The organism is Nesterenkonia sp. LB17, from assembly GCF_022565915.1.
Lineage (GTDB): Bacteria > Actinomycetota > Actinomycetes > Actinomycetales > Micrococcaceae > Nesterenkonia.
Genome location: NZ_JAJOYX010000004.1, coordinates 97,229 through 115,261 on the forward strand (window position 1 = coordinate 97,229; position 18,033 = coordinate 115,261).

The 18,033-nt window shown below is 65.7% G+C and carries 14 protein-coding genes and 2 tRNA genes; 3 read left to right on the plus strand and 13 right to left on the minus strand.

What is annotated here, in order from left to right; genetic code table 11:
* Window positions 1-124: 124 nt before the first annotated feature.
* The gene (locus tag LTH96_RS10395) at window positions 125-1,087 is read right to left on the minus strand and encodes a hypothetical protein (protein ID WP_241465666.1); all 963 of its coding nucleotides are present in this window, start codon (window positions 1,085-1,087) and stop codon (window positions 125-127) included.
* Window positions 1,088-1,222: 135 nt separating this feature from the next.
* Between LTH96_RS10395 and LTH96_RS10400 the strand changes: the two genes are divergently transcribed.
* The gene (locus LTH96_RS10400; protein ID WP_274616090.1) at window positions 1,223-1,756 is read left to right on the plus strand and encodes a peptidylprolyl isomerase; all 534 of its coding nucleotides are present in this window, start codon (window positions 1,223-1,225) and stop codon (window positions 1,754-1,756) included.
* Window positions 1,757-1,885: 129 nt separating this feature from the next.
* A complete protein-coding gene (locus tag LTH96_RS10405; protein WP_241465668.1) occupies window positions 1,886-2,665 on the plus strand; it encodes a rhomboid family intramembrane serine protease in 780 nt (259 codons plus the stop codon).
* A gap of 256 nt (window positions 2,666-2,921) precedes the next feature.
* On the opposite strand, the gene LTH96_RS10410 is transcribed toward LTH96_RS10405, so the two are convergent.
* Both LTH96_RS10410 and LTH96_RS10415 read right to left on the minus strand, forming a co-directional pair.
* Window positions 2,922-4,001, minus strand: coding sequence for a CNNM domain-containing protein (locus tag LTH96_RS10410; protein ID WP_241465669.1), 1,080 nt, complete (start codon window positions 3,999-4,001; stop codon window positions 2,922-2,924).
* Window positions 3,998-5,359, minus strand: a complete 1,362-nt coding sequence (locus LTH96_RS10415) for a hemolysin family protein (RefSeq protein ID WP_241465670.1) — start codon at window positions 5,357-5,359, stop codon at window positions 3,998-4,000. Before LTH96_RS10415 ends, LTH96_RS10410 begins: the two co-directional genes overlap by 4 nt.
* 216 nt (window positions 5,360-5,575) lie before the next feature.
* Here LTH96_RS10415 and LTH96_RS10420 point away from each other — a divergent pair, with 216 nt between their 5' ends.
* Window positions 5,576-6,412, plus strand: coding sequence for an alpha/beta hydrolase (locus tag LTH96_RS10420; protein WP_241465671.1), 837 nt, complete (start codon window positions 5,576-5,578; stop codon window positions 6,410-6,412).
* A 125-nt stretch (window positions 6,413-6,537) separates the two neighbouring features.
* Here LTH96_RS10420 and LTH96_RS10425 read toward each other — a convergent pair.
* The 10 genes from LTH96_RS10425 to dnaA all read right to left on the minus strand — a co-directional run bounded on the left by LTH96_RS10425 (window position 6,538) and on the right by dnaA (window position 17,865).
* Window positions 6,538-6,613: transfer RNA gene (locus LTH96_RS10425), tRNA-Ala, on the minus strand.
* 19 nt (window positions 6,614-6,632) lie between these two features.
* On the minus strand, window positions 6,633-6,746 hold the full coding sequence (locus tag LTH96_RS10430) for a DLW-39 family protein (protein WP_219886429.1): 114 nt from the start codon (window positions 6,744-6,746) through the stop codon (window positions 6,633-6,635).
* A gap of 23 nt (window positions 6,747-6,769) precedes the next feature.
* Window positions 6,770-6,843: transfer RNA gene (locus LTH96_RS10435), tRNA-Ile, on the minus strand.
* Window positions 6,844-6,937: 94 nt separating this feature from the next.
* Window positions 6,938-7,330 (minus strand): DUF3566 domain-containing protein, encoded by a 393-nt coding sequence (locus LTH96_RS10440; protein ID WP_370642747.1) that lies wholly within the window; start codon window positions 7,328-7,330, stop codon window positions 6,938-6,940.
* Between the two features lie 264 nt (window positions 7,331-7,594).
* Window positions 7,595-10,291: a DNA gyrase subunit A gene (gene gyrA, locus LTH96_RS10445; RefSeq protein ID WP_370644432.1), complete on the minus strand. Its 2,697-nt coding sequence runs from the start codon at window positions 10,289-10,291 to the stop codon at window positions 7,595-7,597.
* Between the two features lie 70 nt (window positions 10,292-10,361).
* The gene (gene gyrB / locus LTH96_RS10450) at window positions 10,362-12,440 is read right to left on the minus strand and encodes a DNA topoisomerase (ATP-hydrolyzing) subunit B (RefSeq protein WP_241465673.1); all 2,079 of its coding nucleotides are present in this window, start codon (window positions 12,438-12,440) and stop codon (window positions 10,362-10,364) included.
* A 264-nt stretch (window positions 12,441-12,704) separates the two neighbouring features.
* On the minus strand, window positions 12,705-13,268 hold the full coding sequence (locus LTH96_RS10455; RefSeq protein ID WP_241465674.1) for a DUF721 domain-containing protein: 564 nt from the start codon (window positions 13,266-13,268) through the stop codon (window positions 12,705-12,707).
* A complete protein-coding gene (gene recF, locus LTH96_RS10460; protein ID WP_241465675.1) occupies window positions 13,255-14,526 on the minus strand; it encodes a DNA replication/repair protein RecF in 1,272 nt (423 codons plus the stop codon). The genes LTH96_RS10455 and recF overlap by 14 nt, the downstream gene beginning before the upstream one ends.
* Before the next feature lie 20 nt (window positions 14,527-14,546).
* A complete protein-coding gene (gene dnaN / locus LTH96_RS10465; protein ID WP_241465676.1) occupies window positions 14,547-15,674 on the minus strand; it encodes a DNA polymerase III subunit beta in 1,128 nt (375 codons plus the stop codon).
* A 706-nt stretch (window positions 15,675-16,380) separates the two neighbouring features.
* Window positions 16,381-17,865, minus strand: a complete 1,485-nt coding sequence (dnaA, locus tag LTH96_RS10470; protein WP_370644436.1) for a chromosomal replication initiator protein DnaA — start codon at window positions 17,863-17,865, stop codon at window positions 16,381-16,383.
* Between the last annotated feature and the right edge of the window lie 168 nt (window positions 17,866-18,033).

Below are 18,033 nucleotides of genomic sequence, written 5' to 3' on the forward strand. Positions count from 1 at the left end.
GTGCCCGCGCAGGCCCAGCAGGAGCCCGATACGCGTCGGCGCAGACAGCACGACACACAGGAGCGGACCTGACGATCACGCCAGGTCCGCTCTTGTGTGTCTACGTTCTCAGTCGACGCTCGGCTCAGGTGGCCGGCTTCGGTGAGGGAACGTTCTTGCCCTTGGCCTCGTCAGCATTCTGCGCGTTGACGTTGGTCGCTCCCGAGGGCCCAGCCTTGGACTCCGGCGCACCGGAGGTCTTGGGGGCATCGGGAGTCGCCTTCGGCGCGGCGGCCGGGGTGCCAGCGACGGTGCTCGGCGCAGCCGGACCGCCCTGGGCAGCCGGCTTCGGCGCCGATGTTGCGGGCTGCGAAGCCGAGGCGGCTGGCTTGGGAGCCGAGGTCACCGGCTTGGGAGCTGCCGTGGAGGAGGTCGCTGGCCGAGTGACCGGCGCAGGCTTCTTCCACGGATCCTCCACCGGCTGGCTGGCGCGCCATGCGGCCACCCCTGCCGTCACGGCCGCGGCCACCAGTCCAAAGACCAGCAGACCCTTCTTGCGGCTGTTGGAGCGCTGGTGCTTCTTCAGCGTCTTGGCAGCGTCCTTCGCGTAGCGCTCGGAGCTCCTGCGCAGCTTCTTGACGATCTTCTTGTCACCGGTGGCCTTGATCAGCGCCTTCTCGACGCGGGGATCAAGCTCAGCGCGGTGGATCAGCTTCGCGGTCTTGTCCGCATAGCCGCCCAGCTTCGCCGAGGTGGCAGGGACGTACTCCGAGGTGAACTGCGTCTTGGCAGTGTCGTACTTGGAGAGGATCTTGGTCACCTCAGCCTTGGCCTGTGGGGGGAGCTTCTCGTACTGGGACGAGATGCCTCCTCCGGCGACCGAGGAGTACTCCTTGATCTTCTTGCCGGCCACTGAGGCGCTGTCGTTGACCGCCGTCAGTGCGCGACCCGAAGCGTCGTGCACCTTCGGGGCACCCTTGCGGTAGGTGTCCTCGGCCCAGTCTGCTGCCGCACCCAGTTTGGGGGCGGTCCAATCACGTGCGGTCTCGACCCCTGCGAGCACCAGGTGCTCCCAGCCGTGGTTCCGCTTCTTCTTCTTGCCGAACATGCATGTCCTCCGAATTCGGATCGGTTGCTGGCTCCAGCTTACGTGGTCTCTCCGTGACCTGCTATGGCACGGCCAATCCCTTCATCATCCCCCCAGCTGGCACCGCGCGCCACCAAGAGTGAGAGAATGGGGTCCATGAGTGCTATCGCAACACACAAGGCAACTATCCGTACTTCCCAGGGCGAGATCCTCGTCGAGCTCTTCGGGAACCACGCTCCCAAGACCGTGGACAACTTCGTCGGTCTCTCCACCGGTGAGCGCGAGTGGACCCACCCCGAGTCCGGCGAGAAGATGGTCGACACCCCGCTCTACAGCGGCACCGTGTTCCACCGGATCATCTCCGACTTCATGATCCAGGGCGGAGACCCGCTGGGCCTCGGCGTCGGCGGCCCCGGCTACAAGTTCGGCGACGAGATCCACCCGGAGCTGGACTTCACCTCCCCGTACAAGCTGGCCATGGCCAACGCAGGACCGGGCACCAACGGGTCCCAGTTCTTCATCACCTCGGTGGCCACCACCTGGCTGCAGGGCAAGCACACCATCTTCGGCGAGGTCTCTGATCCCGCCTCGCAGAAGATCGTCGACGCCCTGAACACTGTCCCCACCGACAACCGGGACCGTCCGAAGGAAGATGTCGTCATCGAGAAGATCGACATCGAGAAGCTCTGAGGATCTAGACCGATCAACGCAACATTCTGTCCGCAGCACCCGGACAGGCCCGCCACCGTGCAGTGTCAACGCTGTGAGCGGCCGGCCTGTCCGGAGTGTCTGCGGGAGGCCCCGGTCGGCTTCCAATGTGTGGACTGCCTGGCCCGGGCCAGGGATGAGTTCCAACGCCGCCGGCCCCCGGCGCGCTCCCAGTTCGGTGCCGTGCTGCGCGACGATCAGCGCCCGGTGGTCACCTTCACCGTCATCGGGCTCTGCGTCCTGCTCTTCTCCCTGCAGCTGCTCGGCAGCGCCGTCACCGACGCGAACCCTGACCCCGTCACCGGGGCCCTCTGGTATGCCCCGCTGCAGACGTCTTCCTGGGCTTTCGAGCCCTGGCGGATGCTCACCTCCGCGCTGGTGCATTCTCCGGCCAACGCCATGCATCTGCTCTTCAACATGTTCGCGCTCTGGTTCATCGGCCGGGCCATCGAACCGGCGCTCGGACCCCTGCGCTATATCGCCCTGCTGACCCTCTCCGCTCTCGGCGGCTCTGTCGCTGTGCTCTTCCTGACTCCCGCGTGGACCCCCACGCTCGGCGCCTCCGGAGCAGTCTTCGGCCTCTTCGGTGCGCTGTTCATCCTGATGCGCGCCACCGGCTCCCAGACCGGCGGAATCCTGGCGCTGATCGCGATCAACGTGGTGATCAGCTTCGTGGTCCCCGGCATCTCCTGGCAGGGGCATTTCGGTGGACTCGTCATCGGCGCGCTGTGCGCCCTGGTGTTCTCCAAGCCCCCGGCCCGCTCCTCCACCGACCGGCGCCAGGACGCGCGCCGACGCGCGCGCTGGCAGGGCTTCGGTCTGCTCGGCATCGCCGTGGTCCTGGTGCTGCTCACCGGCCTGGGCATGACCCTGGTGAATCCCTACGCATGAACCACCCCGCTTCCTCCCCAGGCTGTGCAGGACTAATCCACAGTTTTGTGCACAATTCACAGAAACCTGTGGATAGCGGGCTGACCTGGGGAATCACACCTGTGTAACTTATACACACTGTGGATAAACCCTGTGGATAACCTTTTGATCTGGGCTTTCACAGCAGATACGACGACGCCGAAACCACAGACCGTGGTTTCGGCGTCATCGTCATGTTCCGCTGGATGATCCAGCCGGGCCGCCGAGCTGCTGCTGCTCAGCGTCGTGCGGCCGCCCCGTGCGGACCGGAGTCGGCAGCGGCCTCTGACTCGCTCCACTGCTCCTCCATGGTGGGCCACATCCGCTTGAGGATGTCGTTCCAGGTGATCGCCCCAGCAAGAACGCCGTCGGAGTACACCACTGCCAGCTGTTCGCCGGCCTCACGCATGGTCTGGAACGCGTCATAGACGGACGCTCCGGTGGACACGACCAGCGCAGGGCGGGCCAGTTCGCTGACCGGGTGCCCCGGCTCGACGGTGAGCGTGTCCCGCACATGGACCACCAGCGGGTTCGTGCCGGTCTCGGGGATGATCAGAATCCGCAGGTGCCCGGTGCGCTGGGCCGCGGCCTGCACATCAGCCGCCGTGGCCGAAGCGGTCACCGTAGTGGTCTCCTGACGGGTGCGCGCGGCAATCACATCGTCGACGGTGAGCGTCTCGAGGTCGATGACCCGGGAGATCTGCGAGGCCGAGGCCTGATCCAGCATGCCGGTCCGGGTGGAGTGCTCGACCAGATGCCGGATCGTGTCGGAGTCGTAGCCGCCCGCAGCCGCACGGTCCACCGGGATGATTCCGCTGGCCGCGACCAGTCGGTTGGCGATGCTGTTGATCCAGAGCAGCCAGGGCCGGAAGACCCAGAGGATCACCTGGGCCGGGAGTGCGACGAGCTTCGCGGCTCGCTCCGGATGCGCGATGGCCCAGGATTTCGGGGCCATCTCGCCGACCACCAGGTGCAGGAAGGTCATCAGGAACAGCGCCAGCGCGAAGGCGAGCACGTCGGCGGCCCACAGCGGCATGTTCCACGACTCGAAGATCGGGGTGAGTGCGTAGTCGACAGCGGGTTTGCTGACCGCGCCCAGCGCGAAGGTACACGCCGTGATGCCCAGCTGGGCTCCGGCGAGCATCACCGTGAGCTCGTTGAGCCCGCGCAGCGCGGCGCGCGCCGAACGGCTGTGCTCTGCTTCTTCCTCCAGGCGGTGGCGGCGGGCAGCCAGCAGCGCGAACTCAAGGATGACGAAGAAGGCGGAGATGGCAATGATGGCGATGGTTGCAATGGTGGGGATCAGCCAGTCGCTCATCGTTCCTCCTCGAAATGTTCGGTCAGGCGAAGGTGCACTGACTCGGGAACGTGGCGGTCCACGCTGATCACGGTGACGTCGACCCAGCGCTGCGGGGGCGAGGACTCGCCATAGTCGGCGGGTTCAGCCGGCAGATCGATCCGGACCTCCTGGCCTTCGGTGAGCAGCGCGCCCTCCTGGGACATCAGGAGCCCGGAGAGCGTCTCGTAATCGCCTTCGGGAAAGTCCTGACCGATGACGCGCTCCACCTCGTCCAGGTGCAGATCACCATCGACGCGCCAGTGGTTCTCGCCGACATGTTCGATGCCGGCGGGCGCCTCGTCGTCGTGCTCGTCGGTGATCTCGCCGAGGATCTCCTCCGCAAGGTCCTCCATGGTCACCACACCGGTGAAGCCGCCGTATTCGTCGATGACGCAGGCGAGCTTGGCGTCGGCATCACGCAGCGTGCGCACCGCCTCAGGCAGCGGCATCAACGTCGGCACGATCACCGGAGAGCGCATGATCTCGATCGCAGCGGCCGCATCGGTGAACTTGGTGCCCAGCAGGTCTACGAGATGGACGACGCCGACGGGTTCGTCATGCATGTCGACCACCGGGTAGCGGGTGTGCTCCTGGGCCATGAGCGCACGGATCTCGCCCAACGTGGTGTCAGGATGGATCAGCCCGGTGCGGGACCGCGGAATCATGGCGTGCTCGACGTCGTGATCCGGGAAGTCCAGGATCCTGTCGAGGGTCAGGTACATCTCCTCGGCCAGGTCTCCGCTCTCATGCGAGCTGGTCACGATGTGCTCGAGGTCCTTCGCCGTGGCGCTGGACTCCACGTCGTGCACCGGCTCGATCCGCAACAGCTTCAGCAGCGCGTTCGCAGAGACATCGAAGATCCAGATCAGCCAGCCGAAGGCGGCGAGATAGAGCTTCGTGGACCGCGCCAGGGCCAGCGACAACGGGGTCGGATTCGCGATCGCGTAGTTCTTCGGGAAAAGCTCACCGAAGATCATCTGCACGATCGTGGCGGCGGCCAGAGCGATGATCGTGCCGACCGCGATCCCCAGCGCCGCCGGGACGCCGATGCCGCCCAGCAGAGCGCCCAGACTCTCCCCCACCAGCGGCTCTGCGACATAGCCCACGAGCAGACCGGTGACGGTGATGCCCAGCTGGGCTCCGGAGAGCATGAAGGAGGTGCGACCGGTGACGTCCAGCGCGCGCTGTGCGGACTTATCGCCTCCGGCGGCCAGTGCCCGCAGCTTATTGCGGTCCACGGACATGTACGCGAATTCTTGGGCCACGAAGTAGCCGTTGGCGGCAATGATGACCAGGATGACGAGGATGCCCAGCAGCAGAAGCAAGATGTCGATCACCGGGTCACCACCAGCGTGCACCTGCGGAGATCAGCTTGCCCTGCGTTCGCAGTACTCGGGGGGCGAGATCGTCGCCAGCGGAGTACTGCGCGTTGTAACTCGTACACCTGTGTCAGGCACCTCTTCAGACTTTAGATTGGACCGATAGATCGAGACTATAGCGCAATCGGGTCCCGGGGGTAGACCGCGTGCGGCAGGTCCTGGCCGGAGTCTCCTGTGAAGGACCGTCTCCTGTTGATACCGTGTGCCCGTGACGACCGAGGCCTATGCGGTGTTTCTCGATCCGGCACACCATGCGGCGGGCACAGCGGGGCGCTCTGGCCGATCACCTCGCTGCTCGCCGCGCAGGGCCTGGACGTCGCCGCCGTGGATCTCCCGCTCTATGGCAGGACGCTCAGCCTGGACCCGGGCGCCGTGCGGTATCAGACCTGGGTCCGGCTGCTGGTCGACCTTCTCGACGCCGAGCACGACGACCGACCGCTGATCCTGCTCGGTGCGAGCATGGGCGGGATGCTCGCCTACGAGGCGGCAGCCAGATCACCGCACGTGGCCGCGGTCGGCGCGACCTCCCTGCTGGATCCGCAGGACTGGCGCGTCCGGGCGAGGCTGACCCGCTTCGGTCCCCTGGCCGTCGCCGGCGCTCAGCTCACCCGCCTCATCCCCGGAGGAGCCGCACAGATGAGGGTGCCGATGCGCGCCGTGGCTGATTTCGCAAAGATGAGCCGGGACCCGGACCTGGCCGAACTGTGCGCCTCGGATCCGCTGGGCGGAGGCGCCCGAATACCGGTGGGGTTTCTCAGCTCATTCCTGAACTATGACCATGTCCCCGGGGCGGAGATGACCACACCGGTGACCCTCCTTCACCCCACACACGACGCCTGGACCCCCGTGCAGCTGAGCATGCGGTTCCTGCTGCGGATCGCGGCCCCGACCGAGGCTGTGATGCTGCGCAGATGCGGGCATTTCCCGATCGAGGAGCCCGGGGTGAGCGATCTCGTCGCCGCCGTGGTCCGCCTCGCCGGAAGACACATCGAGACAGGGCCCCCAGCGTGAACCACCAGACTGCACCGAGAGACGCATGCGGTGACAGGAAGCTCCACGGTCGCCGGGCCCGGCCCAGGACACGAAAAAGCTCCCCGCACTTCAAGTGCGGGGAGCCTCTTCCGATTCAGATCCTCTGGTGGAGGCAAGGGGACTCGAACCCCTAACCCCCTGCTTGCAAAGCAGGTGCGCTACCAATTGCGCCATGCCCCCAAAGGTGCTTCTCAGGTTATCAGAGCGAGTCTGTGGCCTGAGACCAGACCTGCCGGGTGTCCTCGGCTCGTCGCCACTGGCGATAACCGAGGATCCCCGCCACGGAGAGAGCCACAAAGACGATGCGTTTCATGTTTCCCTCCTTGGAGTCCGGGGTGGGCGTAGGAGGACTTGAACCTCCGACCTCATCGTTATCAGCGATGCGCTCTAACCGCCTGAGCTATACGCCCGGACACCTTGTTTCAGGTGCGTCACCCCCGCGAGGGCGACCACTACACGTTACCCTGCACCCTGCGACCCCGCCAAATCGTGGAGCCGGAGCGCTCAGTCGTCGGTGAGCGTGACTCCCACGCCGCCCACCAGGGAGGCGGAGAGGTTGTACAGCACTGCAGCGAGCATCGAGAGCACGGTCAGCAGCACCACGTTGACCACGGCGATGATCGTGGCGAAGGCCGCGACCTGCGTGATGGTCACAAGCTCCTCGACCCGGAAGGACCCGCCGCCGCCCTCGGTGCCGAGGATCTGGCCGAGAAGCTCGTTGACTCGGTTGAAGATCCCCGAGACGTCCATGACGGTCCACAGCGTGACCGCCGCGACCACGGTCATGATGCCCAGGGCCACCGAGAGCAGGAAGCTCATCTTCAGCACCGACCAGGGGTCGACCTTGGAGATCAGCAGCCGCGCCTTGCGCACCTTCGCCTTGGGCGTCGGTCGCACCAGGCCGGGCTGGGGACGACTACCGGTGGGGCGCTGACCCTGAGCCGGACGTGCTCCCTGCCCGCTGGGGCGTGCCCCGGCAGTCGGTCGCGGCTTGGGGGCCCCGGCCTTCTCCGCCTGGGGACGGGGGGATGTGGTGGCTCCGCCAGCGGCCTGGGCACGCGGCCGAGGCGCGGGGAACCGGTTGGCCGGCCGCGCCGCGGAGGAGCCCGTCTGGCTCCCTGAATTACCTGCGCCGTTGCTTGCGCTCACTGAAGTCCTCCATCAGGCATCGTCTCGGTCCGATTCATCCCGGTCCGCTTCATCAGGGACCAACGCTACTGCATCGACCGCGGCGGGACGCTCAGCTTCGCCGGCAGCAGCACCTGGTGTCCCGGGCTCCGACGTCGTGGCCTCAGCTGCACCCTCAGCTGCACCCTCGGCTTCACCCGTGGCGGCCAGGGTCACCCCGGAGTTGCGTGCGACCTTGAGGATGCGGTCCTTCTTGCGCGGCTTCGCGAAGATGACCCCCATGGTGTCACGGCCCTTGGAGGGCACGCCTGAGACGGGAGACCGGACCACATTGCCGGATTCCATGACGACCAGGACCTCGTCGTCGTCCTCGACGACCATGGCGCCGACCAGGTCACCACGGTCCTCCACCAGCTTGCCCACCTTGATGCCCAGGCCGCCGCGGCCCTGGACCCGGTATTCGCTGACATCGGAGCGCTTGGCATAGCCGGCCTCGGTGACGACGAACACATAGGAGTCCTCGGTCACCACGTCGGCGGCCAGCAGCTCGTCCTCCTCGCGGAACTTCATGCCGGTGACGCCCGAGGTGGCGCGACCCATGGGTCGCAGCGCCTCGTCGGTGGCGGTGAAGCGCAGCGACTGGCCCTTGCGGGAGACCAGCATCAGATCATCGGCGGACGAGATCAGCTTGGAGGAGACCAGCTCGTCGTCCTCGCGCAGGTTGATCGCGATCACGCCTGCCTGGCGGGGAGTGTCGTAGTCGGTGAGCACGGTCTTCTTCACCAGTCCGCGCTTCGTCGCCAGCACCAGGTAAGGGGCATCCTCATAGGTGCGCAGCGGCAGCACGCCGGCGATGTGCTCATCGGGCTGGAACGCCACGATGTTGGCCACGTGCTGGCCCTTGGAATCGCGACCGGACTCGATCAGGTCGTAGCACTTGGTGCGGTAGACCCGGCCGAGGTTGGTGAAGAACAGGATCCAGTGGTGCGTGGTGGTCACGAAGAAGTGCTCGACGATGTCGTCGGTGCGCAGCTGGGCGCCGCGGACTCCCCTGCCGCCTCGGTGCTGGGCGCGGTAGTTGTCGATCTTGGTCCGCTTCACGTAGCCGTCGCGGGTGATCGAGACGACCACGTCCTCCTGGGGGATCAGATCCTCCATGGACATGTCACCGTCGTAGCCCAGCTGGATGTGGGTGCGGCGGTCATCGCCGTGCTTGTCCACGATGGTGTCCAGCTCAGAGCTGATGATCCGGCGCTGGCGATCCTCTGAGGCCAGGATGTCCTGGAAGTCCTCGATCATCTTCATCAGCTCGTCGTACTCGTCCTGCAGGCGCTGGCGCTCCAGGGCGGCCAGCTTGCGCAGCTGCATGTCGAGGATGGCCTGGGCCTGGTCGTCGTCGATCTCCAGCAGAGACTTCAGGTTCTGCCGGGCCTCGTCGACGGTGGAGGAGGCGCGGATCGTGGCGATCACGCGGTCCAGGTCGTCCAGAGCCTTGAGCAGCCCGATCTTGATGTGGGCCTCACGCTGGGCCTTGTCGAGCCGGAACTGGGTGCGCCGGACGATCACGTCGATCTGGTGGGTGACCCAGTGGTAGACGAAGGCGTCCAGGCTCAGCGTGCGCGGCACGCCGTCGACCAGGGCCAGCATGTTCGCGGAGAAGTTCTCCTGCAGCTGGGTGTGCTTGTAGAGGTTGTTCAGCACCACCTTGGCCACGGCATCGCGCTTGAGCACGACGACGAGGCGCTGGCCGGTGCGTCCGGAGGATTCATCGCGCAGATCCGCGATCCCGGAGACCTTGCCGTCCTTGACCAGCAGCGCGATCTTTCGGGCCAGGTTGTCGGGGTTCGCGTGGTAGGGCAGCTCGGTGACCACCAGGCAGGTGCGTCCCTGGAGCTCCTCGACGCTGACCACTGCGCGCATCGTGATCGATCCGCGGCCGGTGCGATAGGCCTCTTCGATCCCACGGGTGCCCAGGATCTGTGCGCCGGTGGGGAAGTCTGGGCCCTTGATCCGCTGCAGCAGCGCCTCGAGCAGCTCTTCGCGGCTGGCCTGCGGGTTCTGCAGATACCACTTCACGCCGTCGGCGACCTCGCGCAGGTTGTGCGGAGGAATGTTGGTGGCCATGCCCACCGCGATGCCGGAGGAGCCGTTGACCAGCAGGTTCGGGAAGCGCGAGGGCAGCACGACGGGTTCCTGCTGCTTGCCGTCGTAGTTGTCCTGGAAGTCGACGGTGTTCTCGTTGATGTCCCGGACCATCTCCATGGCCAGTTGGGCCATCTTGGTCTCGGTATAACGCGGGGCCGCCGGGCCGTCGTCGCCGGGGTTGCCGAAGTTGCCCTGGCCGGTGGCCAGCGGGTAGCGCATCACCCAGTCCTGGATCAGCCGGGACAGGGCGTCGTAGATCGCCGAGTCGCCGTGGGGGTGATAGTTGCCCATCACGTCGCCGACCACGCGGGCGCACTTGTTGAAGGAGCGGTCCGGGCGGTAGCCGCCGTCGTACATCGCGTAGAGCACCCTGCGGTGCACCGGCTTGAGCCCGTCGCGCACATCGGGCAGCGCGCGGCCCACGATCACTGCCATCGCGTAGTCCAGGTAGGACCGCTTCATCTCGGTCTGCAGGTCGATCTGCCGGATCCGGTCGGTGGTCACGACCTCTTCGACGACGACGCCCTCAACGGCCTCGGACGGCCCGCCCTGCGGGTCCTGCGGTTCTTCGGTGTTGTCACTCACGTGTGGTGTTCTCCCTTATGCGGAAATCGGCATCGTCTCGCGGCTGCGCCCTGCACGGGCTGGCAGCGGGTCAGATGTCGAGGAAGCGGACGTCCTTGGCGTTCTGCTGGATGAATCCGCGGCGGGACTCGACGTCTTCACCCATCAGGATGGAGAACACCTCGTCGGCGGCAGCGGCGTCCTCCATGGAGACCTGGAGCAGGGTGCGGTGATCCGGATCCATGGTGGTCTCCCACAGCTCCGAGTAGTCCATCTCACCGAGTCCCTTATAGCGCTGGATCCCGAGCTCCTTGGGCAGCTTGCGCCCCTTGGCCCGACCTTCAGACAGCGCGACATCACGCTCAGCGTCGGTGTAGACATAATCCTGCGGACCGGTCTGCCATTTGATCTTGTACAGCGGCGGCTGCGCGAGGAACACGTTGCCGTGTTCGATCAGCGGGCGCATATAGCGGAAGAGCAGGGTCAGCATCAGCGTGGTGATGTGCTGACCGTCCACGTCGGCATCGGCCATGAGCACGATCTTGTGATACCGCAGCTTGGCCTGATCGAAGTCCTCGCCGATGCCGGTGCCGAAGGCGGTGATCATCGACTGGACCTCCTGGTTTCCCAGCGCCCGGTCCAGCCGTGCCCGCTCCACGTTGAGGATCTTTCCGCGCAGCGGCAGGATCGCCTGGGTGCGGGGGTCGCGGCCACGCTTGGCCGAGCCGCCGGCCGAGTCACCCTCGACCAGGTAGATCTCGGACTCGGAGGGGTCCTTGGAGGAGCAGTCCGCGAGCTTGCCGGGCATGCCCATGGTCTCCAGCGGAGACTTTCGGCGGGCGTTCTCGCGGGCCTTGCGGGCCGCGACGCGAGCATGAGCCGCTGACTGGGCCTTGCGCACGATGTCGCGCGCCGGGCCGGGGTTTCGCTCCAGCCAGTCCCCGAGATTCTCGTTGACGACCTTCTGCACGAAGCCGCGGGCCTCGGTGTTGCCCAGCTTGGTCTTGGTCTGACCCTCGAACTGCGGCTCGCGCAGCTTGATCGAGATGACCGCGGTGAGACCTTCGCGGATGTCCTCGCCGGTGAGGTTGTCGTCCTTCTCACGCAGGATCTGCTTGTCTCGGGAATACCGGTTGATCAACGTGGTCATCGCGGCGCGGAAGCCCTCTTCGTGGGTGCCGCCCTCGTGGGTGTTGATCGTGTTCGCGTAGGTGTGCACCGATTCCGAGTAGGACAGCGTCCACTGCATCGCGAGCTCGGCGGCCATGCCGCGCTCGGTGTCCTCGGTCTCGAAGGCGATGACGTCGTCGTGGACCACCTCGGCCCGCTTGGTGGCGTTGAGGTGATTGACGTAGTCGAGCAGCCCGGAGTCGTACTGGTAGACGACGACGCGGCCCTTGGGAGTCTCGATGATGCCGTCATGGCCGCCGCCGGCCTCGGTGGGCTCCAGCTCGGCCTCGGTCTCCTCGTGGTGCTCCTCGAGCACCTCGTCGTGGACCACGGCGTTGCCCGGAATGTTGCGCTCATCGCGCAGGGTGATGCGCAGGCCCTTGTTCAGGAAGGCCATCTGCTGGAACCTGGCGCGCAGCGTCTCGAAGTCGAATTCGATGGACTCGAAGATCGACGGGTCCGGGTAGAAGGTCATGGTGGTGCCGGTGGAATCGGTCTCAGGGCCCCGGCTGAGCTGCTCGGTGGTCTCGCCGCCGTTGCCGAAGCCGATGCTCCACTCATAGCCCTGCCGACGCACGGTGGTGCGGACCTTCTGGGAGAGCGCGTTGACCACCGAGATGCCGACTCCATGGAGGCCGCCGGAGACCGCGTAGCCGCTGCCGCCGAACTTGCCGCCCGCGTGCAGCACGGTCATCACGACCTCGACGGTGGGCTTGCCCTCGGTGGGATGCATGTCCACCGGAATGCCGCGGCCGTCGTCTTCGACCCGGACGCCGCCGTCGTCCTGCATGGTGATCTGGATGTGGGAGCAGTAGCCGGCCAGGGCCTCATCCACCGAGTTGTCGACCACTTCGTAGACCAGGTGGTGCAGACCGCGCTCACCGGTGGAACCGATGTACATGCCGGGACGCTTGCGGACTGCTTCCAGGCCCTCCAGGACGGTGATGTCCGAGGCGCCGTAGTTGCCCTGGTGCTGCTTGTTCTCGTTAGCCGAGGTCACGGGCTATGCCGTCTCCTTGAGTTGCCGGGAAGGTCGTGAAGGTCGACCTTGTCATGACACAGACCAGCCCGAGTGGTGGGTACGCTCGGGCCGTCGCTCCAGTCTACCGCGCCATCGCCCCAGAATCGCATTTTTTGGACGCTGTGGACGCCCAGACTTCATGGTCAGCGGCCGGGGAACCGGCCTGGGACCATCTCGGGGATGCCCGGATGAGGTTGGGTTCCACTGGGTGGGCCCGAGCGCGGCATATCGCAGCCTGGCGTTTCAGCCATAGGTGTCTCGTGGGCCCCGCCCGCGCACCGAATAGCGCCCCTTCTTCCAACTCGGCGCCGCGGGACCGCGGATCGAGAGACCGGTGACGATCCCCGGGCCGAGCTGAGTGTTGAACACGTCCATCAGCTGCGGCTGCATGAGCTTCAGGTTCGTGGCCCAGGCGGTGGAGTCGCAGAGGACCTCCACCACCCCGTTCTCGAACTTCTCCGGCTTGCAGTGCTGCGCGATGGCAGAGCCGACCAGCTGCTCCCAGCGTGCGATGACCGAGCCCACCGCGACAGGAGAGCTCCAGCCGCGGGTCTTGATGAGCCCCCCGACGACTCCGCCGAGCAGGTTCGGATCACGCCGGTCCGCCCCGGACTGCGATCCCCCGGTGCTCTTCCCCCGTGCCTGGGCCTCTTTGGCGCCGCTGCGCGGGTCACCGGCGAGCGAGGAGCCGCGCGGGATTCCGCGCATCCGATGCTCTCCGCGCCCGCGGGCCGCCGCGCGCATCCGGGCCAGCAGGATCTTGGCGGCGTCCTCATGATCGTGGAGCGGGTCCTCAATCTCGTTCATGGACGGTCACCTGGCTGATCTGATCCACCGATTCCACCCGCAGCGCGTTGCGCATGAGGCTGGCCGGTACGTCGTCGTCCACTGCCGCAGTCACGATGAGCTGCTCCGCCTCGGCCGCGAGTTCGGCGAGGCGCCGTCGACGCCGGGAGTCGAGCTCGGCGAACACGTCGTCGAGGATCAGCACCGGCTGGGCGCCTTCACCGGGATCGTCGTCGACCATCACGCGGTACGCGGCCAGCCGCAGCGCCAGCGCGAAGGACCAGGTCTCTCCATGCGAGGCGAAGCCCTTGACCGGCACCTCGTCCAGGGTGAAGGCGATGTCGTCGCGGTGCGGACCCACCAGGGTGATGGCGCGATGCCGTTCTTCCCGCCGGGCTGCGCCGAGACGCTGAACCATCAGCGCCGCCAGCTCCTCGCGGGAGGCCGATTCCAGGGCCGAGACGTCGGCCGTCCCAGGCACGGTCGGGCTCCCGGCACCCGCATCGGCGGCCGGTGCCCCCTCCGTGTCCGGGGCAGCGGCCATCTCGACGTCTGGATCCTCGTCGTTCGTGCCCGCGGCATCAAGGGAGCTGAGGTACTTCAGCCGCGCCGTGCGGACGCTGCCGGAGAGCTGCCCGTAGGCGGTCGCCGTGTGGGGACGAAGCGCCGTGAGCATCTCCAATCGGGCTTTGAGCAGGTGAGATCCAGCTTCGGAGAGCTGGTGGTCCCATACCGCGAGCGTGGACTCATGAGTGGCCGTGAACCCCTCATGGCGCAGCGACTTGAGCAGGGCGTTGCGCTGTTTGAGCACCTTCTCGTAGTCCAGGCGCACCCTGCCGAGCGCCGGACGCAGCTGCACCGCGAGATCATCCAGAAGCCGACGCCGAACAGCGGGGGACCCCTTGATCAGCTCCAGATCCTCCGGAGCGAAGAGCACGGTGCGCAGGATCCCCAGCACATCGGTGGCCCGCACCGGGTTTCCGCGATTGATCCGGGCCCGGTTGCTGCGCCCCGGGTTGATCTCGACCTCGAGTCGCGCCTGCCGAGATCCACGATGCGCATCGGCCCGGATGAAGGCCTGCTTCTCTCCATGTCGGACCAGGGGCCCGTCCTGGCTCACCCGGTGCGAGCTCAGCGTGGAGAGGTAGCCGATGGCTTCGGCGATGTTGGTCTTGCCCACCCCGTTGTATCCCAGCAGCACGTTGGGGCCAGGCTCCAATGTCAGCTGCGCGTGGGCGTAGCTGCGAAAGTCTGTGAGTGTGAGCTGTGAGATCCGCATGGTCTCCTGGGCTGCCAGGGCTACGGGTTGATCAGGCGCACCGGCATCAGCAGATACCGGAAGTCGATGGCCTTCTCGCCGTCGGCTTCGGCCTGACCGGTGATCATCGCCGGCTTGGGCGCCGAGACGAAGGAGAAGCGCAGGAACTCGGTGTCGATGACGCTGAGCCCTTCGTTGAGGTATGCCGGGTTGAATCCGACGGTGATCGCCTCACCGGTGAGTGTGGCGGGGATGACCTCGGAGGCGGAGGCCGCGTCGTCGACTCCTGCGTCGAGGATGACCTCGTTGTCCTGGGTGAACTGCAGCCGCACGTGGCCATTGCGTTCGGAGACCAGGGAGACGCGGCGGGCCGCCTCGATGAACTCTGCGGTGTTGACCACGGCGTGGATCGGGGTCTCTTCCGGGAACAGCTGTCGGATCTTGGGATAGTCCCCGTCGACCAGCACAGAGGTGGTCCGCCGCCCGCCGGAGGAGAAGCCGACCAGCTCGGCGGTCTCGGAGAGCGCGATCTGCAGGGATCCGGCCCCGGCGAGGGACTTCGCCACGTCGTTCAGCGTCTTGGCCTTGATCAGCACCGAGGTGGAGATCTCGGGGTCTGCCGGGGACCAGTTGATCTCTCGCATGGCAAGCCGGTAGCGGTCAGTCGCCAGGAAGGTGATGGTGTCACCCTCGATCTCGACCTTCACGCCGGTGAGGATCGGCAGCGTGTCATCCTTCGACGCCGCGGTGATCACCTGGGAGACCGCGCGGGCGAATGCCGCACCGTCCACGGTGCCGGCGAGCTCCGGCATGCCTGGGAGCTCAGGATATTCGTCCACCGGCATGGTGGAGAGGGTGAACTTCGAGGATCGGCAGGTCAGCTGGACGCGTGCGTCCTGCAGATGCACGGTGACCGGGGCGTTCGGCAGGGATTTCACGATGTCATTGAGAAGCCGCCCTGAGACGAGGATCGTCCCGGACTGCTGCACGTCCGCCTCGATGTGCAGCTGGGCGGAGATCTCATGGTCGAAGCTGGAGATGGTGACGGTCTGATCAGCCGCGGTGATGTGCAGCCCTGCCAGGACCGGCGCCGGGGGTCGGGGAGACAGCGAACGGGCAGCCCAAGAGACTGCTTCGGAAAGAACGTCCCGCTCAACAGTGAACTCCACTGATCCCTGCCCTTCTTGTGGCTCATCGACAGCCCAGTGCGTAATGTCAAGCATCTGGTGGCTGTGTCGAGTGTCGAGCTTACCTGCAAGAGCGCGGCAGAAGCCAGCAAAGATCTCAGCGACCACCATATGAGCCCCATGACGGGTCATCAGCCACAAGATCTGGGATCCGAGGATCAGACTGAGACATCGTCGTGGCCGAGGATCTCAAAGATCGTGACGGTGGGTGTTCTCCGGCTGGATCTTCGTTTCAGCGAGCCAGGTGATTGTTCTCTGTCATTTAAAGGGTTAAGGGTCAGAAGTGTTAACAGGTGCTGTGGAATCTGTGGATAACCGCCTCCTTCGCGTGCCCTGTCCGGGATCCTCTGTGCACCCAGCGGTGGACCGCCGTCGCTTCAGCTGTGCACCGGCAGTGGAGATTCGAAGAGGGCCCAAGAGGCCGTTCCCCAGGCATAGCGCAGTTATCCACAGAAAAGTCGGCTTCTGCACCGCTTCGTGCACTGTTTTATCCACAGCTGTTAACAAGAATCGGGAAAACTCCACCGGTGCCTGTGGATATGTGGGAAAACCTGTGGAGATCGACGCTGTCAACTTCTCTGAATCCCAACCAGCACAACAAATGACAACGGTGTGAGTTGTGGAGCAGGAGCTTCTCCACAGGTGTCAGGGACGAGCTTGACTTAACTCAGGTCATTCTGCGGGTGGATCAGCGCTGTTGTTTGATCTTGTTGGTCAGTTCCGTGACCTGGTTGAAGACGGCCCGACGTTCGGCCATGAGCTCACGGATCTTTCGTTCGGCATACATCACGGTGGTGTGGTCGCGGCCGCCGAGTGCCTGACCGATCTTGGGCAGCGACATCTCGGTGAGCTCGCGCAGCAGGTACATGGCGATCTGACGCGCCGTCACCAGGGTCCGATTGCGTGACTTCGAGGTCAGCTCCTCGACCGTGAAGTTGTAGTAGTCCGCGGTGGCATTGATGATCTGCTCGGAGGTGATCTCCTGGGCGTGGTCATCGGAGATCAGATCCCGCATGACCTGCTCTGCAAGCGACAGATCCACCGCCTGCTTGTTCAGCGCGGCGTACGCGGTGACTCGGATCAGCGCACCCTCGAGCTCACGGATGTTGGTGGAGATCTTGGAACCGATGTATTCGAGCACATCGTCGGGACAGGAGAAGTTCTCCGCCGTGGCCTTCTTGCGCAGAATCGCGATGCGCGTCTCGAGCTCAGGCGGCTGGATATCGGTGATCAGGCCCCACTCGAACCGTGACCGGAGCCGCTCCTCGAAGCCGGAGAGCTGCTTGGGCGGCAGGTCCGAGGTGATGACGACCTGCTTGTTGTTGTTGTAGAGGGTGTTGAAGGTGTGGAAGAACTCCTCCACCGTGCGTTCCTTGTCGGCGAGGAACTGGATGTCGTCGAGGAGCAGGATGTCCACATTGCGATAGAGGTGCTTGAAGCTGGCGCCCTCGTCATCGCGGATGGAGTTGATGAAGTCGTTGGTGAACTCCTCCGAGTTCACGTAGCGCACCCGGATGCCGGAATACAGCCGTTGGGCGTAGTGCCCTATGGCGTGGAGCAGGTGGGTCTTGCCCAGCCCGGAGTCTCCGTAGATGAACAGCGGGTTGTAGGCCTTCGCGGGAGCTTCTGCCACGGCGTTCGCGGCCGCATGGGCGAACCTGTTCGAAGAGCCGATGACGAAGGTGTCGAAGGTGTAGCGCGGGTTCAGCCGGGAGGTCTCGTAGGACTCACCGCCGCCGCTGGCGGTGAAGGATTCTGCCGGGGCCGGACGGCTCGGACGGCGCTCGACGAGGCGCTGCTCGCGCTGCGTCGGCTCGGGGCGTTCATACTGCGAATAATCCGTGGGCGGGAAGCTCGGCTGACCGAACTCGTCACGTTCGCGGCCCGAACCGATGCCTCGGCGCTCCGGTGCACGCTCGACGCGGTCGTAGGGCGCCGCGTCTGCGGCGAGTCCCCGCCGCGGCTGTTCGACGACCGTCTCACTGGGGTAGAGATCATCCACGGCGGTGGATGAGGCAGAAGCGGCCGAGGGCGCCGAGGGAGCGGTGCTGTCGATGGTGTGTTCGCGCTGACGCTGAGACATCTCAGGATCGATCACGTAGGCGCAGAGGACCTCCCTGCCGAACACGGTGCGCAGCGCGTCGCTGAGCTGAACAGTCAGAGTCGCCTGCATCAGTTCGCGAACCCGCTCGTGGGGGACTGCCACCGTCAGCAGCAGCGTCTCGCCGAGGAGCTGTTCCCCCTGCGGGACTGCTCGTCCCACATCAGTGAGGTTCAGGGCTCCGATGCCATGGTTCTCACGGAGCTCTGCGAGCACCTGCTGCCACTGGCGCGGCACATC